General features: G+C 71.6%; 12 protein-coding genes. 4 read left to right on the top strand and 8 right to left on the bottom strand.

What is annotated here, in order from left to right:
• Positions 1 to 9: 9 nt before the first annotated feature.
• From BLV05_RS30830 to BLV05_RS30800, 7 genes are all read right to left on the bottom strand, one after another.
• A complete protein-coding gene (locus BLV05_RS30830) occupies positions 10 to 4,008 on the bottom strand; it encodes a family 78 glycoside hydrolase catalytic domain (RefSeq protein ID WP_152690749.1) in 3,999 nt (1,332 codons plus the stop codon).
• Positions 4,009 to 4,107: 99 nt separating this feature from the next.
• Positions 4,108 to 5,559 carry an L-fucose/L-arabinose isomerase family protein gene (locus BLV05_RS30825; RefSeq protein ID WP_046768802.1) on the bottom strand — a complete coding sequence of 484 codons (1,452 nt, stop codon included), beginning with the start codon at positions 5,557 to 5,559 and terminating at the stop codon, positions 4,108 to 4,110.
• A 16-nt stretch (positions 5,560 to 5,575) separates the two neighbouring features.
• Positions 5,576 to 6,559, bottom strand: coding sequence for a substrate-binding domain-containing protein (locus tag BLV05_RS30820; RefSeq protein ID WP_152690750.1), 984 nt, complete (start codon positions 6,557 to 6,559; stop codon positions 5,576 to 5,578).
• A gap of 101 nt (positions 6,560 to 6,660) precedes the next feature.
• On the bottom strand, positions 6,661 to 7,731 hold the full coding sequence (locus BLV05_RS30815; protein WP_052762453.1) for an ABC transporter permease: 1,071 nt from the start codon (positions 7,729 to 7,731) through the stop codon (positions 6,661 to 6,663).
• Positions 7,721 to 8,737 (bottom strand): ABC transporter permease, encoded by a 1,017-nt coding sequence (locus BLV05_RS30810; protein ID WP_052762454.1) that lies wholly within the window; start codon positions 8,735 to 8,737, stop codon positions 7,721 to 7,723. The genes BLV05_RS30815 and BLV05_RS30810 overlap by 11 nt, the downstream gene beginning before the upstream one ends.
• Positions 8,734 to 10,269 carry a sugar ABC transporter ATP-binding protein gene (locus BLV05_RS30805; RefSeq protein WP_052762455.1) on the bottom strand — a complete coding sequence of 512 codons (1,536 nt, stop codon included), beginning with the start codon at positions 10,267 to 10,269 and terminating at the stop codon, positions 8,734 to 8,736. The genes BLV05_RS30810 and BLV05_RS30805 overlap by 4 nt, the downstream gene beginning before the upstream one ends.
• Positions 10,270 to 10,428: 159 nt before the next feature.
• The gene (locus tag BLV05_RS30800; RefSeq protein WP_160312741.1) at positions 10,429 to 11,706 is read right to left on the bottom strand and encodes a sialidase family protein; all 1,278 of its coding nucleotides are present in this window, start codon (positions 11,704 to 11,706) and stop codon (positions 10,429 to 10,431) included.
• A 154-nt stretch (positions 11,707 to 11,860) separates the two neighbouring features.
• On the opposite strand from BLV05_RS30800, the gene ligA reads away from it, so the two are divergent.
• The 4 genes from ligA to BLV05_RS30780 all read left to right on the top strand — a co-directional run bounded on the left by ligA (position 11,861) and on the right by BLV05_RS30780 (position 20,126).
• Entirely contained in the window at positions 11,861 to 14,116 is a 2,256-nt protein-coding gene (gene ligA, locus BLV05_RS30795; protein ID WP_046768805.1) for an NAD-dependent DNA ligase LigA, read from the top strand.
• A 586-nt stretch (positions 14,117 to 14,702) separates the two neighbouring features.
• Positions 14,703 to 17,228, top strand: coding sequence for a ThuA domain-containing protein (locus BLV05_RS30790; RefSeq protein WP_052762457.1), 2,526 nt, complete (start codon positions 14,703 to 14,705; stop codon positions 17,226 to 17,228).
• A 165-nt stretch (positions 17,229 to 17,393) separates the two neighbouring features.
• On the top strand, positions 17,394 to 17,807 hold the full coding sequence (locus BLV05_RS30785; RefSeq protein WP_046768806.1) for a hypothetical protein: 414 nt from the start codon (positions 17,394 to 17,396) through the stop codon (positions 17,805 to 17,807).
• 204 nt (positions 17,808 to 18,011) lie between these two features.
• Positions 18,012 to 20,126 carry a RecQ family ATP-dependent DNA helicase gene (locus BLV05_RS30780; protein WP_046768807.1) on the top strand — a complete coding sequence of 705 codons (2,115 nt, stop codon included), beginning with the start codon at positions 18,012 to 18,014 and terminating at the stop codon, positions 20,124 to 20,126.
• Positions 20,127 to 20,202: 76 nt separating this feature from the next.
• On the opposite strand, the gene BLV05_RS30775 is transcribed toward BLV05_RS30780, so the two are convergent.
• Complete coding sequence (locus BLV05_RS30775; RefSeq protein ID WP_082155227.1) at positions 20,203 to 21,324, bottom strand: alpha/beta fold hydrolase; 1,122 nt, start codon at positions 21,322 to 21,324, stop codon at positions 20,203 to 20,205.
• Positions 21,325 to 21,336: the final 12 nt, after the last annotated feature.

The following is a 21,336-nucleotide window of genomic DNA, read 5'->3' as shown; positions in this document are numbered from 1 at the left end:
GTCGACTCCTCAGGAGTAGGCCTCGAGCTCGACGACGCGGGAGAAGGCGCCGTCGTTCGTCCCTTGGATCACCAGCCGCAGCGCCGAGACGGCGACGGTGCCAAACGTCGTCTCGGCCGTGCCCAGCGTGTTGCCCCGCACCGAAGCGAGCCGCACCCAGGCGCCGTCCACCAGGCCCTCGACGTCCCAGTCGCGCAGGCCGAACCGGGCGGCCGGGTAGGCGGCGGCGTCGAGCGTGTGGACCCTGACCCTGGAGACGTCCTGCTCCCGCTCCCAGGTGGCGGTCAGCGTGTCGGGGAACTGCGAGGCGGTGTTGTCGTTCCAGCCGCCGCCGCTGTCCCAGCGGGCGAAGTCCGTCGACGGCGCGGTGTCGCCGTCGTTCGCCTTCGCGGCGGAGAACCGGGGATAGGTGCTGGACGCGCTCATCGTCGCAATGCGGGCGACGTTGTCGGTGCGCTCCAGCCGGATCGTCGTCGCCCGGCCACCGACGTCGACGACGACGCTGCCGCTGGTCGCCGCCGGGTCCACGGCACGCACGGTCAGCTCCAGCGTGGCGGTGCCGCCGGCCGGCACGACCAGCCGCGACGGTGCCGCCGACGCCACGAAGCCCTCGCCGGCCGTGACCCGCACCGGCACGGACACCTCGCCGGCCTCGATGCTGCGCACCGTCAGCGGGACCACCCGCTCGCCGTCGCCCACCACGGCGACCTCGGCCGGGGCGGTCAGGAACAGCATCGGCGCGGGGTCGGCGGCCGGCTCCGGCAGCCGTGACCGGAACGTCCACGATCCCGAGCCGACCTCGAAGACCGCGCGGTCGCCCTCGATGCCGGCGAAGCGCGCCCCGGGTGAGGCGATCGGCTGCCAGCGCGGGTCGTCCGGGTCACCGAAGACCGGCACCAGCACCCGGGCGGTCGACCCGACGGGCACCTGGACGTCCAGCTCGAACAGGCGGTTCCGCTGCTGCCAGCTGGAGACCACCTCGCCGAACGGCGTCGCGTACCGGCCCTCCACCTGGGTGAGGTCGCCGACGACCGAGGGCGCGATCTCGAGGTCGCGGTACGACGTCGACCCCTCCCGCTGGCCGATGCCGGCGAGCGCCCCGGTGAACCACTCGTCGATGGCGCCGAGCATGAAGTGGTTCTGCGAGTTGCCTGACGTCGGCCCGTCCCAGTTCTCCGTCAGCGACGTCGCCCCGTTGAGCACCTGGTACCCGTAGCTCGGGCTGGTGACCTGGGTGGCGATGCGGTACATGACGTCGTCGTGGCCGTTCTCGTGCAGGACCCTGATGACCGACGGCAGGGCGATCTCGCCGACGGTGAGGTGGTGGTCCGCGGCCTGGATCGAGGCCAGCAGGTGCGCCAGCACCCGCTCGCGGTCGGCCGGCGGGACGACGCCCATGTCCAGCGCCAGGGCGTCGCTGGCCTGGCTGCCGCTGGCGTACGTGCCCCGCTCGGCGTCGAAGTACTCGGCGTGGAAGGCCGCGCCGATGTCGTCGGCCAGCTGCGCGTACCGCCGCGCGTCGTCGTCCTCGCCGAGCACCTCGGCGATCCGGGCCATGGTGCGGGCGGCCTGGTGGTACCCGAAGGTCGCGGTGACGCCGACCGGCGTCGACGGGTCGAAGGTGATCCAGTCGCCGAGCCCGTAGTCCAGCAGGTGTTCCTCGGCCTTGCCCGCCAGGTAGTCCAGGTAGCGCTGCATGCTGGGGTAGAAGGGGCGCAGGCCGGAGGCGTCGCCGTAGCTGGAGTACATCTTCCACGGGACGTGGATGATCGCGCTGCCCCAGTTCGGGTCGTCGCGGAAGCCGCCGCTGAACACGGTGTACTCGGGCGCGATGTCGGGCACCAGGCCCTCGGGCGTCTGGGCGTCGGCCATGGTGCGGGTGAGGTCGCGGCCGTAGGCGGCGACGTCGTAGCCGCGCGCGACCGTCTCCCACACCAGGTGGGTCTCCTCCAGCCAGCCGAGCTTCTCGCGGTGCGGGCAGTCGGTCAGGACGCTGTACATGTTGCCCTGCACCGCCCGGTCGATGATCCGGTGGATGCCGTTGAGCAGCGCGTTGGAGGACGTGAACGAGCCGGCCTCCTCGTTCGCCGCGCGCAGCACCAGACCGGCCACCGTGTCCAGCGGCGGCGTGGCGCCGGCGGGCCCGCGCACCTCGACGTAGCGGAACCCGTGGTAGCTGAACTCCGGGTGCCAGACCTCCCGGCCCGTGCCGGCGGCGGTGTAGGTGTCCCAGATCGGGGCGCCGGTCGTCGACTGGCTGACCCGCCCGTCCGCCGTGAGCTGCTCGCCCGGCCACAGCTGGACGCTGGTGCCGGCCGGCACGTCGACCGTCAGCTCCGGCCACCCGGCGATGTTGACGCCAAGGTCGAAGACGTGGACGCCGGGAGCGGGCGTGGTCACGGACGCCGCCTCGATGCGATCGACCACCTCGATGCCCGGGCCGTAGCGGGCGGACAGCTCGGTCGTCTCGGCCGGCGGTCCGGTCAGTTCGACCTGCTCCCAGTCGCCGCGGTCGGTTCCCGGCACGTCCCAGCCGGCCGGCACCTTGCGGGCGTCGAAGTCCTCGCCGCCGTACCAGCCGGAGAACGTCGTGCCGCCGAAGGTCGTCGACCAGTCCTCGCCGGAGTCGACCGTGATCACCCGGCCGTCGTCCAGCACCACCTCGAGCTGGGCGATCAGCTTGGGCGGGCCGTATGAGGCCACCAGCTTCTGGTACCGGCCCGGCGTGCTCGGGACGTTGTAGATGCCGTTGCCGAGCCTGACGCCGAGGACGTTCTCGCCTTCGCGCAGCGCGTCGGTGACGTCGAACGTGCTGTAGGTGACCCGGTCCTCGTAGTCGGTGTTGGCCGGGTCGAGGACGGTGTCGGAGACCGGCTCGCCGTTGAGGCTGGGCGTGAAGACACCGAGGCCGGTGACGTACAGGCGCGCGCTGGCGACGTCGCCGGGCAGGTCGAAGCCGCGGGCGAAGATCGGCATCGTGGCGGGCTCCGGCGCGCGCGGCGCGGGCGGTTGCTGGCCGGTGACCGCCGCGACGACGACGGCCCCCGTCCCGCCGGGCGCGTCGGCGGCCAGGACCCGGTAGTCGACCGGGAAGTTCGGCGTGCGGCCGTCGGCGGTCAGCGTGTCCGTGCGGGGATACAGCACGATCTGGTCGAAGGCCCGCGTCGCGCCGAGGTCGATCTCGACCCACATCGGGTCGGCGCCGACGTCGGGGTCACGCGTCTCCAGGCTGGTGTAGCCCAGCGGCGCCCCGTCGGTGTCGAGCTTGCCGTCGGTGAGGAACCGCGGCTCCCAGCTGCCCGCCACGACGTACGAGCGGTTCGCCGTCACCGGGCGTCCGGCCGCGAGGTTGGTGTCCGGCGCCGCGGCCTCGCGCACCCGCAGCTCGGCCAGCTGGAGGCGCGAGACGTCGTACGGGAACCCCTCGCGCAGCGGCAGCCCGAGCCGGCTGACCTCGAGCCGGACGTACCGGGCCGACGTCGGTGTTGTCGGGACCACGACTGGGGTGGCTGACGGTGGGTCGAAGCCGGGATGCATCACCCAGTCGGCGCTCCAGTCCGACGGCTCCAGCAGCCCGACCTCCCAGCTGCCCGGGGCGCTCCACCGCGAGACGCCGCCGTCGCCGTCCCAGACCCGCACCCGCCAGACCGCGCGGTCGCGGCTGCCGAGCGGCTCGCCGCCGAAGGTCACCGACTGGGCCGGGCCGATCACCCGGCCGCTGGCCCACAGGTCGGGCTCTCCGCTCGTCAGCAGCTCCTCGGTGGAGGCGACCTGGATCTCGTAGGCGGACTGCCGCTCGGAGCGCCGGTCGGACTCCAGCCGCCAGCTGAGGGTGGGCGCGCCCACCCCGGTGCCGAGCGGGTCGGCCATGCCGTCGACCTCGAGGCCGCCGACGGTGACGTGCGACCGCGGCGCCGCCGTCGCTTCCTCAGTGGCCGGGACGAGCAGGCTCAGCAGCACGGCACCCGCGGCCAGGCCCGGTAGCGCGCGACGACTGAAACGGTTCATGAGCAGGCACTCCAATACGGCGGTGGACTGGAAGTGTGTGGCTGTCCTGCTGGTCGCGTGCGCCCGGGCCGCGGCCCGCGCGCACGTCTGGTGCGAGGCTCAGACCTCGCGGAACTCGAGGTCCAGCAGCTCGGCGACGGCACGCAGCTCGGCCACCCGGTGGCCGGTCCCGAGGGCCCAGTGGTGGCCGACGCCCGACGCCGACCACGCATCGGCCCACTCGCCCGGGTCGCGGCCGAAGTCGACCCGGGACGTCGTGTTGCCGATCTGGAGCAGCGGGCCGTCGACGACGCGGCCCTCAGCGGCGATGAAGCGGTAGGCGCCGTCCCTGCCCTGGCCGACGCCGAACGCCGTGACGGCGCCGTGCGCGACCGCGGTCTCGACGGACACGCCCCAGCCGCGCTTGCCGTGGTAGACCCCCAGCCCACGCAGGAGCGGGCGGCCCGAGCCGATCGCCAGGTGCGCCGGCCCGTCGTGGCCCATCTCGACGACGCCGTCGCGGAAGTTCAGCGCCTGGAACTCCGTGAACGACCCGCCACTGCCGAGCCGGTCCATGACCAGCATGGCCAGCGATGTCCGCAGCTCGTACTCGCCCGCGGCGGGGATGCCCCGGGCCGTCAGGAGGGACGCGCCGAGGATCAGCCCCGCGCCGAGCCGCTCGTGCGTCTCGCCGTCGAGGCCACGGTGGTAGTAGGCGAGGCTGTCGAGGGCGAAGTCCTCGACCATGCGGTCCATGCCCACCGACACCCGCGCCGCCCAGCGCAGGTCGTCGCCGTCGACCGAGTCGTCGAGGGAGAAGATCGACTTCGTCAGCTCGACGCGATCGTCGGTCTCCGCGTCGGTGACGTGCTCGACGCGGACGCGCAGGTCGTCGATCTCGAGGACCTCCATGTGCCCGCCGAGCTGCGCGGACACCGAGGTGAGGTCGGTCGAGACGTCGAGCATGCCGGGATAGAGGTGCCCCATCAGCCCGTGCCGGCCGTGGCGCAGCGCACCCCGCACACCGGCCGCGTCGACCCAGCGGGCGATCCGCGCCCAGGCCCGCTCGTCCTCGACGTAGCCGGAGACCGACCGGAACGGGATGCCGCACCGTTCGAACGCGTTGGCCATCTCCGGCAGCGGGCAGGCACCGCAGTAGGCGAGCCACGCCCCGGTGTCGAATGTCGCGTGGTCCATCGCCTCGGTCGGCTGGAGGTTGATCAGCAGCACCGGCGCCCCGCTGCGCTGGGCGACCGGCACCAGCATCGTCGCGGTCATGTACGTGGTGAGGAAGCCGACGATGATGTCGCACCCCTCCACGCGCAGCTGCTCGGCCGCCTTCGTGCCGTCCTCCGCGTCGGAGATGAAGCCGGCGTCGACGACCTCGTGGCCGAGTCCGCGCAGCCGTTCGGCGACCCGGTCGGCCGACCTTCGCAACTGGGGCAACAGGTCCGGGAACTGGGGCCAGTAGGCGCCCAGCCCGCCGGACACCAGCCCGACCCTGGTGGGACGTGCGGCGATACGGGGAAGAAGCGGGCTCACCTCGGGCGAGCTCTCGATCGGCGTCGGCATGTCACGGACCTCCCGTTCAGTTCGTGAAGTCCGCGAGGTTCTCCGACGTCACCAGGGTGACCTCCTGGTAGACCTCCCGCTCGGCCTCGTTGTCGAAGTCGGGCGTCTCGCCGTTCGCGAGCTGCTCGGCGAGGTCGACCGTCAGCGCGCCCATGCCGGCCGGGTCCTGTGCCACGGTGGCGGAGAGGCCGCCGGACTCGATCGCCGTCAGCGCCTCGGGGTCGCCGTTGAGCCCGACCGTGACGATGTCGTTCACCGGGTCCATCCCCGCGTCGATGATCGCGTTGCCGGCGGCGACGGCCATGGGGTCGTTGCAGGCGAAGACTCCGGCGACGTCGGGGTCCCGGGCGAGGGCGTCGTTCATGATGTCGTAGGCGTCCTCGGCCCTGGAGTTGCCGGACAGCTCGGTGACGACCTCGTAGCCGGCCGCCTCGATCGCGGTCCGGAAACCCTCGTTGCGGCGGGCCGCGTAGAACGCCGACGGCTCACAGGTGATGGAGACGACCTTCCGGCTCGTGACGCCGTTCGCCTCGATCTGCGCCGCCATGTACTCGGCCGCCTGGACGCCGCCGTCCTCGTTGTCGGAGATGACGATCGCGTCGTAGGGCGTGCCGCCACCGCCGATGTCGTCGACGACGACCGGGATGCCCATCTCCTGGGCCTTGTTGACGATCGGCCCGAGCGCCTCGGGGTTGACCGGGCTGATGATGAGCACGTCGATGTTCTGGTCCAGGAGCGCCTGCGCACCCGTCACCATCTCGTTCTCGTCGCTGCGCTGGTCGTGCAGGACGAACTCCCACCCCTTCTCCTCGGCGGCCTCCCGGGTGCCTCGCTCCATCTCCTGGAAGAACTCGAACTGCATGTCGTAGACGGAGAACCCGACGGTCAGCGCTTCGCCGTCGTCGGCCCCGCTGGTGGCCGGCTCCTCGGACTCCGAGCAGGCGGTGGTCAGGGCGATCATGGCCGCCAGTGCGACGGCGGAGAGTCGTGTGCGGTTCACTGTGGTGCCTTTCCGGGGCCGGCGGCCGCCTGTTCGGGGTCGACGTGATGACGGACCTGTGCTGCGGATGTGGCCCGGGACGTGCCCGCCCGGCAGAACGATCAAGAGGACGACCTCACCTCCGTGGAGCGGCGCAGGACGGCGCGGCGGAAGGATCCAGGGGCCGCGAACCGGGTCCGGAGCCCGTCGATCGCCAGAGCCGTGATGAGGACGGTCCCGAGGACGATGCGCTGGTAGGAGGCGCCGACGCCCTGGCTGACCAGGATGTCGTTGAGCACGGCGACCAGGAGCACGGCCGAGAACGTCCCGATCAGCGTGCCCTTGCCACCCTTGAGGCTGGTGCCGCCCAGGACGACGACGGTGATGACGCTCAGCTCGAAGCCGTCCTGCGCCGAACCGTCCGCAGTCCAGACCCGGGTGACGTAGGTGAGTGCGGCGATGCCGACACACAGGCCCACCAGGGTGAAGACGAACAGGCGGACGCGGGTCGCCGAGACACCGCAGAACCTCGCCGCCTCGGGTGACGAGCCGAACGCCACGACCTGGCGGCCGGTCGTCGTCCGCCGGAGCACCACCCAGGCCGCCGCGTAGACGGCCAGCATGATGACGAACGGTACCGGGATGCCCGCCAGGTTCAGGCTGCCGATCTTCACGAACGACGAGTCGGCCTGGTCGTAGGGCAGCGTCTTCGGCCCGTCCTGGGTGAAGATGTACGCGATGCCGCGGAAGACGAACAGCATGCCCAGCGTGGCCACGAACGGCGGCACCCGCAGCGCCGTGACCAGCGCCCCGTTCACCAGCCCGCACCCCACGCCGGTGGCCACCGCGGCCGCCACGGCCAGCAGCGTTCCGCCGGCGGAGAAGCCGGCCAGGGTCGCGACGCTGACGAGGGCGAGCTGGCCGCCCACCGAGAGGTCGAACGTCCCGTTCATGATGGCGAAGGTCATGCCGGCCGCCACGATGCCCAGGTAGGCGCTCTCGCGCAGCACCGACTGCAGGTTCGCCTGCGTCAGGAAGTCGGGCGCGATGAGCGGCGAGAGCGCCAGCAGCGCGATCAGCACGACCGTGATGCCCCAGGTCTCCCAGAGCCGTCCGAGCGTCGGCCGCGGCCTGCTTCGGCGAGGTCCGCCCTGGTCCGCGCCCGAGGGGCGCAGCACGGTGTCAGACGTCATCGAGGGCCTCCGTCGGCGCCTTCCGCCGGATGGCCTGCACGGCGAGCGCCGCGACCAGCAACAGCCCGACGCTGATGCGCTGGTAGGCGGCCGGCGTGTTCAGCAGGTTCAAGCCGTTACGGATGGTCTCGATCAGGATCGCCCCGAGCAGGGTGCCGATGACCGAGGCGCTGCCGCCCAGCAGGCTGGTCCCGCCGATCACCACGACCGTGATGGCGTCGAGCTCGAAGCCCGCTCCGAGCTGCCCCGACCCCTTCTGCAGCTGGCTGGAGATCAGCACGCCCCAGACGCCGCCGGCCAGGCCGACGAGTACGTAGACGGCGATGCGGATGCGGTCGACCGGAAGGCCCGAGATGACGGCCGCCTCGCGGTTGCTGCCGATGGCGCAGACCCAGCGGCCGAACCGCGTGCGGTTGACCGTCCACCACGCGAGCACGGCCGCGAGCACCGCGAGGACGATCGGCATGGGCACGCCGAGCGGCCGGCCGGCCACGAGGTACTTCAGCGCTTCGTCGTTGACGATGACGTCCCGGCCGTCGGTGTATACGAGGGACAGCCCGCGGACGATGACCAGTGTTGCCAGGGTGGCGATGAACGGCGTGACGCCGAGTTTGGTGATCACCAGCCCGTTGGCCAGGCCGACGGCCGCGCCGACGACGAGGCCCGCCACCACGGCGACGAGCGTGGGCCGGCCGTCGACCAGCCAGGTGCAGGTGACAGCCCCCGTCAGCGCGACGGTGGAGCCGACCGACAGGTCGAACTCGCCCATGGCGATGCACAGGGTCATGGCCAGGCCGGGCAGCGCCACGATGCTCGCCGCGACGAGGACGTTCTCGAGGTTGCCGGTGGTCAGGAACCGGTCGGTGGCCAGCGTCAGGACGAGGCACACCAGCAGCAGCGGCACGGCGAGCGGGGCGGCGACCAGAGCCTGGCGCACGCGGTCGGCCGGGGCGCGACGCGTCCCGCGCGCCTCGGCCGGCGCCGGCCCGGGGGACTGGCCGCTCATGCGTCGACCGCGATCTTGCGGCCCATCGTCGCGCAGGCGATGACATTCTCCTCGGTGCGGTCCGCACCTTCGAGGCGGCCGACGACGCGGCCACCCGCGAGGACCACGATGCGGTCGCTCATGCCCAGCAGCTCGAGCAGGTCGCTGCTGACCAGCAGCACCGCTACACCGGCGGCCGTGAGCTCGTTGACGAGCTGGTGGATCTCCGCCTTGGCGCCGATGTCGACGCCGCGGGTCGGCTCGTTGAGCACGAGCAGTCGTCCACCCGGGGCCAGCGCCCGGCCCAGGAGGACCTTCTGCTGGTTGCCGCCGGAGAGCTGGCTGATGAGCTGGTCCGCGCCGCTGGCCTTGATGCGCAGCCGGTCGCTGTACTCGCGGTAGACACCGCGCTCCGCCGCCGGCGACAGCAGCCGCAATGGCCCCGTCCGCAGCCGTCGCAGCACGGACATGCCCAGGTTCTGCAGCACGGAGAGGTCGGGCAGGATCCCCGCCGCCTTACGGTCCTCGTGCAGGAAGCCCACGCCCGCGGCGATGGCGTCGCGCGGGCTGGACGGCGCGTGGTCGTGGCCGTCGAGCCGCATGCCGCCGCTCTTGAGCCCGATGGCTCCGAACACGGCCTGGGTGAGCTCGGTCTGACCGGCGCCGGCCACGCCGCCGATGCCGAGCACCTCGCCGGCCCGCACCTCGAGATCGACGTCGCGAAGGTGCCGGCCGGCCGACACGCCGTCCAGGGCCAGCACGACCGCGCCCTCGTCGGTGCTCTCGCGGTGGAAGACGGACTCGACGTCGCGGCCCACCATGAGCCGGACCAGGTCGTCCTCCGTCGTCTCCGTGATCACCTCGGTGGCGACGTGCCGGCCGTCGCGCAGGACCGTGGCGCGGTCGGCGACCTCGAAGACCTCCTCGAGGTGGTGGCTCACGTAGATGACCGCCTTGCCCTCCTGGCGCAGCCGCCGGACGACGTCGAGCAGCCGGCGGACCTCGGTGCGCGCCAGCGCGGCCGTCGGCTCGTCCATCACGATGACCCGGCCGCCCACCGACAGCGCCTTGGCGATCTCGACCAGCTGTTGTTCGGACACCGCGAGGTCGCGGACCCGCGCGTCGGGGTCGATCCGCACGCCGAGCACGTCGAAGATCTCGCGGCACCCGCGGCGCATCCGGGCGTAGTCGAGGCCACGGGTCAGCCGGCCGTGCGGCTCGCGGCCGACGTAGACGTTCTCGGCGACCGAGAGGTCGGGGAAGAGGTTGAACTCCTGGTAGATGACGGCGATGCCGGCGGCGATGGCGTCGTGCGGCCGATGCGGGCGGAACGGCTCGCCGCCGAGGGTCAACGACCCGGCGCTGGGGGTGTTCACGCCCCCGAGGACCTTGAGTAGGGTCGACTTCCCTGCGCCGTTCTCGCCGACGATCGCGTGCACCTCGCCGGGGCGAACGTCGAGGTGGACACCGTCCAGTGCCCGCACCCCCGGAAAGTCGACGGTCAGGCCGACGACTTCGAGGAGCGGGCTCGACTTCGCTGTCGCGCCGTCCAAAGGACCTTCGCAATCGTGAATCGTTTCAAGGGTGCGCATACCGTATGACACCGGTCACAACGTGTCAAGGTCGCCGTCGCGCGCCACCGACTCGCCCCTGCGGCCCTCGTCGGTGCCTCGCAGTACCGCCTGTGCGTGATGGCGGTTGTCGCGCTCGGGTCAGGCGGGAACGATCCAGTTCGGGTCGAACCGGCGGAGCGCCACGGCACACGGTGAGTTGTGGTTCACGTCATAAAGTGACGGGTTGTCGTACTGCAACCTGCGCGCCTCGACCAGCGCAAGAATGATGCCGCTACCGGTAGAGGCCAACGCCGAGTAGCCGCCCTCGCGCAGATCGCCGGCCAGATCTCCTTCGTTCGCCAGCGGGGCATGGCTCAGCGGTCGCTGGTATGTGCTCCACGTCTCGCCGTCGTCGGCACTTGCGCGCAGCGTCATCGCGTAGCGATCGTCCCGCTCCGGGCTGTTGGAGTTGAGGTGGACCAGGAACGGGTTGCCGTTGATCGAGTGGGAGATCAGCGCGGCGTGCGAGCCAGGGTCGATGATCTGGGTGCGCCAGTGCTCGTCGCCGAACAGCCGCCAGCTGCCCGGATTCCCGATGGCGATGCGGCGGGCGGCGGGGAAGCCATTGTTGAGTTCCGCGTTCAGGGCGCGGTAGTTCAGGATCAGCTGCCCGTCCGAGCGCTCCGCGACAGTCCCTTCGCCGTACGGCAGCCGGTTCCCGTTCTCGACCTCATACAGCCCGTCGGGGACATCATGATTGGCCCAGTCGCCGCCCAGCTCCTTGATGATCAGGCGGCCTTTCGCCGGGACCACGAGGGCTCCGCCGGAGCGCTGGATCCCGTTGCCGGGCCCGATGAAGTCGTTGGTCGTGCCGCCGCTGGGGAGTCGCCGGTTCAGATCGTTGCGCACGACCGGGTCGGTCCACGTCGCGCCGTTGTCGTCCGATGTCGCGAGGTAGACCTTGGGATCCTTGTCGTGAAGGTCTCCGGGCTGCCGACGCAGCATGAAGCAGTACAGCCGGCCCGTGGTCCGGTCGTGGACCATGGTCGGGTTCGCCCAGCTGTAGAGGGTCGCCGCGGCGAGCGAAGTGGCGGCGCTCCAGGTCAGCCCGGCATCCGTCGACCGGCGCATCAGCAGGTTGAAGTTCCCGGAGGCATCACTGACCTCATCCGGTCGGCCCTCCACAACGGCCATGACGACGCTCGAACCCGGGACCGCGAAGATCGACGGGATCCGGCACGAGTGGTAGTTGCCGTTGCCGCTCGGCTTGGGGACGGCTGCGGGCCCGGCCTGCGCGTCCCCGAAGAGCATCTTGCTCTCCATCACGAGGGGACCGAGGGCGAACGCCCGTTGCGGTGACGCCACCCCCGCTCCCGTGAGTCCGAGCGCGGCCACACCGGCCGCTCCACCGAGAAACATCCGACGCGACGACGTCATGACCCATTCCTCACAGACCTCGTAGGACGGCCGACTCAAGCGGGTCCTGCCCCGTCGGCCGCGGTCAACGTAGCCAGGAGCGCTCATTCGCGTCAAGGTAAGGCGCGGGGCAGGTTCCGGCACATCGTCGGTGGTGGGCGCTACCGTCTGTGCTGTGACCGAGCCAGCCGACATCAACGACGTCCCGGGTGACGTTCGCGAACGCCACGCCACGCTCTCGCAGGAGATCGAGGACCACCGCCAGCGCTACTACTTCGCCACGCCCACCGTCAGCGACGCCGAGTTCGACCAGCTGATGCGCGAGCTCGAGGGCATCGAGGAGCAGTACACGTCGCTGCGCACCCCCGACTCGCCGACGCAGCGGGTGGGCGCGCCGGTGGCCGAGCCGGGCGCGGGCGTCGAGGCGTCCTGGCCGCCGGTCGAGCACCTCGAGCGCATGCTCAGCCTCGACAACGCGTTCTCCGCCGACGACATCGCCGAGTGGGCCGCCCGGGTCGAGCGCGAGGTCGGCACCGGCGCGCGCTACCTGTGCGAGCCGAAGGTCGACGGGCTGGCGGTCGACCTCACGTATCGCGACGGCAAGCTGGTCACGCTGGCCACCCGGGGCGACGGCCGCACCGGCGAGGACATCACGTACAACGCGGCCTTCGTCGACGCCATCCCGGCCGAGCTGACCGGCACCGACGAGTACCCCGTCCCGTCCGTGGTCGAGATCCGCGGCGAGGCGGTCTTCCCGACGGCCGAGTTCGAGGCGGTCAACGCCGAGCGGGCCGACCTCGGGCTGCCGCTGTTCGCCAACGCGCGCAACTCCGGCGCCGGCGTGCTCCGTCAGCGCATGGACCGCCGTCGCGAGAAGCTCGACGCCGCGAAGGCGAAGGCCGACGCCGCGGGCAACGAGGGCCGGTCGCAGGTCGCGTACGAGAAGGTGCTCGAGGAGCACGAAAGGGCCCGGCGCAACCTCAACCGGATGATCCTGGTCTGCCACGGCATCGGCCGGCGCGACGGCTTCGACATCAGGTTCCAGTCCGAGGCGTACGAGGCACTGCGGGCCTGGGGACTGCCGGCCAGCGACCGGCCGAAGGTGGTGCCCGACCTCGAAGAGGTGCAGAAGTACATCGACCACTACGGGCAGCACCGCCACGACATCGGGTTCGAGATCGACGGCGTCGTGGTCAAGGTCGACCAGGTCGACCTCCAGCGCCAGCTCGGCTCCACGTCGCGCGCGCCGCGCTGGGCCATCGCGTTCAAGTACCCGCCCGAAGAGGTCACCACCAAGCTCCTGCGCATCGAGGTCAACGTCGGGCGTACCGGCAGGGTCACGCCCTACGGCGTCATGGAACCCGTGAAGGTGGCCGGCTCGACGGTCGAGAACGCCACGCTGCACAACGCGTCCGAGGTCAAGCGCAAGGGCGTGCTCATCGGCGACACCGTCGTGCTGCGCAAGGCCGGCGACGTCATCCCCGAGATCCTCGGCCCGGTCGCCGAGCTGCGCGACGGCACCGAGGTCGAGTTCGTCATGCCCACCGAGTGCCCGGCCTGCGGCACGACGCTGGCCCCGGCCAAGGAGGGCGACGTCGACATCCGCTGCCCGAACAGCCGGTCCTGCCCGTCGCAGCTGCGCGAGCGGCTGTTCTACCTGGCCGGGCGCAGCGGGTTCGACATCGAGGCGATGGGTTGGGAGGCCGGCATCGCGCTGATCGAGTCCGGCGTCGTCGTCGACGAGGGCGACGTGTTCGCGCTCGACGCCGAGAAGCTGCGGCGGGTGCCGCTGTTCACCAACGCCGACGGCGAGCTGACGGTCAACGGCCGCCGGCTGCTCGACAACCTCGAGAAGGCCAAGCAGCAGCCGCTGTGGCGGGTCCTCGTCTCGCTGTCCATCCGCCATGTCGGCCCGACGGCGGCGCGGGCGCTCGCGGGGGCGCTGCTGTCCATGGAGGCCATCAGGGCGGCGAGCGAAGAGGACCTGGCCGGCACCGACGGCGTCGGCCCCACCATCGCCGCGTCGGTCACCGAGTGGTTCGCCGTCGACTGGCACGTGGCGATCGTCGACAAGTGGGCGGCGGCCGGCGTCCGCATGGTCGACGAGCGCGACGAGTCGACCCCGCGCACGCTCGAGGGCCTCACCGTCGTCGTCACCGGGTCGCTGCAGGAGTTCTCCCGCGACGACGCCAAGGAGGCCATCCTGGCGCGCGGCGGCAAGGCGTCCGGCTCGGTGTCGAAGAAGACGTCGTTCGTGGTCGCGGGCGAGAACGCCGGGTCCAAGCACGACAAGGCGCTGGAGCTGAAGGTGCCGGTGCTCGACGAAGCGGGCTTCCGGGTGCTGCTCGAGTCGGGGCCTGATGCGGCCGCGGAGGTCGCCCAGGTCGGCGCCGGCGACGAGGGCGACGACGCCGGCGAGGCGCAGGAGTAGTCGCGGGCCGCGGACGCGCGAAGGGCCCGGCGAATGCCAGACCCTTCGTGTCCATGGACGTTCGCCCGCCGCCCGTGGGCGTCGTGCGAGCTGCTCCGTGGAACTGGAGACAGAGGACGCCTCACGCCCGAGCCGAGAATCGGCCCGCGACCGCGGCGTAAGCCTGCAGCCGCAACTTGGCGAGGTACCGGCTAGCTCGTAGCCGGCTGAGGTGTCTCCGTCCGTGCTGACGACTCATGGGGGGTCCTCTCGCTTCTACGAGGTTCCGCACAGCCGTCATACGACCGCTCGGGAACCACATGACGTGCCGGTGCCCCGAGCGGGACTCCAGTGTTCAGTTGTCCCTCCATGATCGATCCGTCCCGGAGGGTGGTCAAGTGGGTCTCCTGTATGCGTCGTATAGCCGGTTTGAGGTGCGGTTTCACCTCCGCGAGGAAAGTCCGCTCCGTCCGAACCAATCCATCGGCCCGGTTCGGCCGTAAGATCAGTCAGCCACCCGACAACTCCACAAGGGCCGAGAGACCCCGGGGCCGACGCCCCGGGGCCAGGAGCGCGTGTTCCTCCGATCACCGACAAGGAGACTGCGGTGAAACACGTCACCTGGCGCCCGCGCACCACGCGCACCCGCGCCATCGCGCTGCTCGCGGCCGGAGCCCTCGCGCTCCCGCTCGTCGCGGCGATCCCCTCCGTGGCCCAAGAGATCGAGCCCCAGCAGGAGGACGAGGACTACTCGATCCTGGTGGTGGGCCGGACCCTCGGCTTCCGGCACGGCAGCATCGTGCCAGGCACCACGGCGATCATCCAGCTCGGCCAGGAGAACGGCTTCGACGTCGACGTCTGGGACCCGGCCCAGGCGGACCGGACGCTCCCGAGCACCCCCTTCACGTCGGCGGCGAACCTGGCCCAGTACGACGCCGTGGTCTTCCTGTCGCCGGTCGACGGCACCAACAACCCGGCCAACCCGCCGCTGCTGAACGACACCGAGTTCGCGGCCTTCCAGGGCTACATCCGCAACGGCGGCGGCTTCGCCGGCATCCACGCCGCCAGCGACACCATGCACAACCGGCCCTGGTACGGCCAGCTGGTCGGCGCGTACTTCCGCAATCACCCGGCGAACCAGGACGCGAAGCTCGTCGTCGCCGACAAGTCGCACCCGTCGACCGCGCATCTGGAGACGGTCTGGAATCGTCACGACGAGTGGTACAACTTCACCGCCAACCCGCGCGGCAACGTGCACGTGCTGCTCACCATCGACGAGAAGTCGTACAGCCCCGGCGGCGGCACCATGGGCACCGACCACCCGATGGCCTGGTGTCACGCGTTCGAGGGCGGCCGGTCCTGGTACACCGCGCTCGGCCACACGAACCAGTCCTACACCGAGCCGGCCTTCCTGCAGCACATCCTGGGCGGCATCGAGTGGGCGGCCGGCGCGGCCGGCGGCGACTGCGGCGGCACGGACTGGGAGCACTTCGAGAAGACGACGATCGACGCCGACACCCGCTTCCCGAGTGAGCTCGACGTCGCCGGCGACGGCCGGGTCTTCTTCATCGAGATGGGGGAGCGGCGGCTGGCCACGACCCCGGCGAACCTCAAGGTGATCGACCCCGCAACCCAGGCGACCACCGTCGTCGACACCCTCGACGTCTACACCGGCATCGCCACGGGCAACGCCCAGGAGGACGGGCTGCTGGGGCTGGCGCTGGATCCGTCGTTCGACACCAACAACTGGCTGTACCTGTTCCGCTCCGTGCCGGGCCCGGTGGCCTGTCCGCTGAGCGATATCACCGGCGGGAGCTGCGGCGTCAACCGGCTGTCGCGGTTCACGCTGGGCGCCGAAGGGCTGACCGAGGAGAAGGTCATGCTCGACGTCACCGTGCAGCGCGAGCAGTGCTGCCACGAGGCCGGCTCGCTCGAGTTCGACAAGGACGGCAACCTCTACATCTCCACCGGCGACGACACCAACCCGTTCGAGTCGCAGGGCTACACCCCGATCGACGAGCGGCCGGGCCGGCAGCCGTTCGACGCGCAGAGATCGTCGGCCAACACCAACGACCTGCGCGGCAAGATCCTCAAGATCACACCCACGGCGTCGGGCGGCTACACGATCCCGGCGGGGAACCTCTTCCCGCCGCGGACGCTGGGTGCCCGGGCGGAGATCTACGCCATGGGCTTCCGCAACCCGTACCGGATCCAGGCCGACCCCGAGACGGGGCAGCTGTACGCGATCGACTACGGGCCCGACGCCGGCGGCCCCAACGCCGACCGCGGTCCTGAGGGGCGGGTCGAGTGGAACGTCATCACCCCGAGCAACTATGGCTGGCCGTACTGCCACGGTGGCGCCGCCTACCGCGACTGGGCCTACCCGAGCGGACCGGCCGCCGGGACGTTCGACTGCGCCAACCCGATCAACGAGTCGCCGAACAACACCGGCATGACGGCTCTGCCCCCGGTGGTGGACCCGGAGGTGTTCTACGGACGGCTGCCGTTCGCCAGTGGCGGCGCCAACCAGCCGGACATCGGCACCGGTGGAGCGCCGACGGTCGGGCCGGTGTACCGGTACGTGCCCGACGAGACGCCGGTGCTGTCCGGGAGCCGCAAGTGGCCGGAGTCGTACGACGGCCAGGCGTTCTTCGGCGAGTGGGGCCGCACCAGCAACAACATGTACAACTTCATCCTCGACGAGGACCAGCAGGTGCAGGAGATCAGCCCGCTGTTCCACGGGGTCTTCAACCCGTGGACGCGGCCGCACGAGATCGAGTTCGGTCCGGACGGCGCGCTCTACGTCATCCAGTGGGGCCACACGTTCGGGACGACCGGCATCTCGACCATCCAGCGGATCGACTACACCGGCGGGCCGACCTGTACGGCGCGTGACGTCGGGGCCAGCACCGTCGTGATCGGCGAGGTCGACTCCGGCGTGCCCAACCGGGTGGCCGGGGCGAGCTGCTCGATCAACCAGCTCATCGACGACGACCCGGACTCCTGGTCGAGCAGCGGCGACTTCGTCCGCCACGTCGGTGAGGTGGCCGACTACTACGTCGAGCGCGGCGTGATCACCACGCGGCAGAAGGGAACGATCGTCCGAGCGGCGACGCAGTCGGGCGTCGGCTGATCCTTTGGTTCTGTGCCGATAGGAGGCGGCCCGTCGTCCCCGTGTGGGGGCGGCGGGCCGTCTCGCTGGGTGCTGTCGTCTGTGGCCGGGCGAGGAGTCGTGTATCGCCAGTATTCATTCCCGCGTGGTGGCTTCGGTTCCGCGGTGACCGCTAGCCTCGCACCCGTGAATCCGGTGAAGCGGCTGCTCCTCGGGTCCGGGCGGATCTCCGACGCACTGCGGGGCGAGCTCGCCGCCGAGGGCATCGTGTTCGCCGAGGAAGGGCTGGCCGGATCGGTCCGGTACCGCGACTACCGCGATCACCGGATGAACCTGGGGAACGAGATCGAGGGCACGGCTGGCGCGATCGTGCTGACGGCCGGCCGTCTCGTCGTGTGGATCAGCCGCGGCCCGCATCGCGGCAAGCACATCGACGTGCCGCTGAGCGACGGGCGGCCGGCGGGCATCGACGTCCGCGCCGAGCTCGGGCGCGTCGTGTTCGGCTACGACCCCGGACGGTTCCATCCGGACCGGTCCGGGCGGGTCGAAGTGCACCTCAAGACGCCGTCGGCGCCGGAGCTGGCCCAGCGGCTCGGGTGACCACGTCACTCCACTCGAAGTTGATCTTGGAGTTGTTCGGCCTATCCGGTCCGATTCGTCCGATAGATGGCCGAACAACTCCAAGATCAACTTTGTCGGGCGGGACGGTTCGTCGGTCCACAGGGCCGGCGAGTTCGGGGAGTTGTCCACAATCGAGCCGAGCGCGGTGGCGGGCTGTCGGCGCCGGGGGCTAGCGTCGCGGACATGGTGGAACTGAAGGACGAAGCAGAAGCGCTCTTGCGGCGGCTGGTCGGCAACGACACGGCCGAGTTCCGTGACGGCCAGTGGGACGCGGTACGTGACCTGGTGGAACACCGGCGTCGTGTGCTGGTCGTGCAGCGGACCGGCTGGGGCAAGTCGGCGGTCTACTTCGTCGCGACGGGTCTGCAGCGGGCGCGCGGCGCGGGGCCAACCGTCATCGTGTCGCCGCTGCTGGCGCTGATGCGCGACCAGGTCGCGGCCGCCGGCCGGGCCGGGGTGCGGGCCGTCACCATCAACTCCGCCAACGCCGACGAGTGGGGCGAGGTCGCCAAACAGCTCGCCGACGACGCCGTCGACGTCCTGCTGGTCAGTCCCGAGCGGCTGAACAACCCGCGGTTCCGCGACGAGCAGCTGCCCACGCTGGCGGCCAGCGCCGGGCTCATCGTGGTCGACGAGGCGCACTGCATCTCCGACTGGGGCCACGACTTCCGGCCCGACTACCGGCGCATCCGCGACCTCCTCGGCACCCTCCCGGCCGGCACCCCGGTGCTGGCGACGACGGCGACGGCGAACGCCCGCGTCGTGGCCGACGTCGCCGAGCAGCTGGGCGCCGGGGGAGCCGAGGTCACCACCATCCGCGGTTCGCTGGCGCGCGAGAGCCTGCGGCTGGGCGTGCTGTCCCTCGACGACGCCGAGCACCGGCTGGCCTGGCTGTCCGCGCACCTCGGCGAGCTGCCCGGCAGCGGAATCGTCTACGCGCTCACGGTGGCGGCGGCCGAGGACACCGCGGCGCTGCTGCGCGAGGCCGGCCACCACGTCATCGCCTACACGGGCCGCACCGACCCCGCCGACCGCGTCGAGGCCGAGCGGGCGCTGCTGCACAACGAGGTCAAGGCCCTGGTCGCCACCAGCGCGCTGGGCATGGGGTTCGACAAACCCGACCTCGGCTTCGTCGTGCACCTCGGCGCGCCGTCCTCGCCGGTCGCGTACTACCAGCAGGTCGGCCGTGCGGGCCGGGCAACCGAGCGGGCCGACGTGCTGCTGCTCCCGGCCGCCGAAGACCAGGCCATCTGGCAGTACTTCGCCACCGTGTCGATGCCGCGGCAGGAGCAGGCGTCGGCGGTCATCAGCACCCTGTCCGCGGCCGGCGACGCGATGTCTACGGCGGCGCTCGAGACCGTGGTCGACGTCCGGCGGACGCGGCTCGAGCTGCTGCTCAAGGTGCTCGACGTCGACGGCGCGGTGCAGCGGGTCCGTGGCGGCTGGCAGGCCACCGGGCAGGAGTGGGTCTACGACGCGGAACGGTACGAGCGGGTCGCCGCCGCCCGCGATGCCGAGGCCCGGTCGATGCTGGCCTACCAGCGCGGCGAGCAATGCCGCATGGCGTTCCTGCAGGCGGCCCTCGACGACCCGAGCGCGGCGGCGTGCGGCCGCTGCGACGTCTGCACCGGGCCCTGGTTCACCGACGAGGTCCCGGCCGGTGCCCGGGCGGCGGCGCGCACCACGCTGGCCCGGGCCGGGGTGCTGCTCGAACCACGCGTGCAGTGGCCGTCCGGCATGGGCCGGCTCGGCGTCGACGTCAAGGGCAAGATCGGCCCCGACGAACGCCTCGAGCCCGGCCGTGTGGTCGCCCGGCTCACCGACCTCGGCTGGGGTCAGCGGCTGCGGTCCCTGCTCGACGCCGACGACGCGCCCGCGCCCGAGTCGCTGCTGGAGGCGTGCATCGACGTGCTGCGCGAGTGGCGCTGGGACCGCCGCCCCGACGCCGTCATCAGCGTGCCGTCGCGGCGGCATCCCCAGCTCATCGGTTCCGTCGGTCGCTACCTCGCGGCGCGGGGCCGGCTGGCCGACCTCGGCGAACTCGAGGCGACCGGCGCCGGTCCGGCCGAGGGCGCCGAGCCGGGCGGCAACAGCGCCTTCCGGCTGGCCTCGGTCTGGGGCGGCTGGCGGGTGGGCCCCGCGGCGGCCGAAGGACTGGCGGCGCTCGGCCCCGATCCGGTCGTGCTCCTGGTCGACGACCTCGCCGACTCCCGCTGGACCCTCACCGTCGCCGGACGGGAGGTGCGCCTGGCGGGCGCGGGCCAGGTCCTGCCGTTCGCCCTCGCCAGCGTCGGCTGATGCGCTGAGCCGGCCGCGGATGGTTGGGGGATCCGGGTAGCCAGGGCAACCCGCATCCCTCAACCACGAGGTGTCGTTACTCGACTGTGGCGACGAGCGCGGCGATGTCGGCGGCGATCTCGTCGGGGTGCTCGCCGTTGACCGCGTGCGAGGCGTCCGGATACACCCTGACCATGGCGTCGGGCAGCGCGCGTTCGGCGGTCTCGGCGGCGGCCTGCGAGTCGTGCATGACGGAGCGGCCGGCGATGATCGCGAGCACCGGCAGCTCGATGGTGGCGAGCCGCTCCTCGCTGATCCGGGTCGGTTGGGGGAGCTTCAGGCGGTAGTGCTGCATGCCGGCCTCGATCATGTCCGCGACAGGCTCGTCCTCGACCGGCGCGCCGCCGGCGGTGTAGGAGTTGAAGCTGTCGCGCCACGACCTCGGCAGCCACGACACCGACGCCGGCAGCGACCGGACGATCGTCTCGAACGGCATGCCGGCGAAGACGTAGACCGGGTCGATCAGCGTGAGGCTGGCGACGTGGGCGGGCTCGTGCAGCACGAGGTTCGCCGCCGTCCAGCCGCCGATGGACAGCCCGACGAGGTGGAACGACTCCTCCGGCAGCGCGTCGAGGGTCTGGTGCAGCCAGGCCGCCTGGTCGGCGTCGCTGGTGATCGGGCGTTCCTGGACGCTCATGCCCGGTTCGCCGAGCAGGTCGATCGTGTAGACGTCGCCGATCCGCAGCAGCGAGGGCAGGTTGTCCGCCCACACCGGTGAGGCCGACGCGCGGCCGGGCAGCAACACCAGCGGCGGCCGGGCGGTCGCGGCGCCGGTGCCGGCGAACCGGTACACCCGCACGATCCCGAACTCGGTCCGGACGTCGATCGTCTCGGCCGGCTCCGGCAGGTCGGCGAACGCCGCGTCGTAGGCGGCCAGGAACCGGTCCTGGCCCTCGGCACTGTCCCAGTGGCCGACCGGCGAGGGCGAACGGAGCGCGAACGCCGCGGCCACGACGACGCCGCCGACGATGACCAGGGCGATGCGGACGCGCCGCCAGCGCCGCCGACGCCGCGGCTTCCGGTCGCCGGACTCGTCGGCCTCGGCCGGCTCGCCGCCCTCGGCAGGAGCACTGACCTCGTCGGGTGCGAGGGCCGTGGTGGTCTGGGCGTGGGCGTGGGCGTCGGGGCGGTCGCGGTTGGCCCCGGAAGTGATGGCCATGCGGACTCCTAA

This window comes from Jiangella alkaliphila, from assembly GCF_900105925.1.
In the GTDB taxonomy this organism is placed as follows: Bacteria; Actinomycetota; Actinomycetes; order Jiangellales; family Jiangellaceae; genus Jiangella; species Jiangella alkaliphila.
The sequence above is the reverse complement of the archived record's forward strand: the minus strand, read 5'-3'. Positions and strand labels throughout refer to the sequence as shown.

Excerpts from the sequence above, each read along its gene's own strand:
- BLV05_RS30830 (WP_152690749.1), bottom strand. The coding sequence starts at position 4,008 with ATGAACCGTTTCAGTCGTCGCGCGCTACCGGGCCTGGCCGCGGGTGCC.
- BLV05_RS30825 (WP_046768802.1), bottom strand. The coding sequence starts at position 5,559 with ATGCCGACGCCGATCGAGAGCTCGCCCGAGGTGAGCCCGCTTCTTCCC.
- BLV05_RS30815 (WP_052762453.1), bottom strand. The coding sequence starts at position 7,731 with ATGACGTCTGACACCGTGCTGCGCCCCTCGGGCGCGGACCAGGGCGGA.
- BLV05_RS30810 (WP_052762454.1), bottom strand. The coding sequence starts at position 8,737 with ATGAGCGGCCAGTCCCCCGGGCCGGCGCCGGCCGAGGCGCGCGGGACG.
- BLV05_RS30800 (WP_160312741.1), bottom strand. The coding sequence starts at position 11,706 with ATGACGTCGTCGCGTCGGATGTTTCTCGGTGGAGCGGCCGGTGTGGCC.
- BLV05_RS30780 (WP_046768807.1), top strand. The coding sequence starts at position 18,012 with ATGGTGGAACTGAAGGACGAAGCAGAAGCGCTCTTGCGGCGGCTGGTC.
- BLV05_RS30775 (WP_082155227.1), bottom strand. The coding sequence starts at position 21,324 with ATGGCCATCACTTCCGGGGCCAACCGCGACCGCCCCGACGCCCACGCC.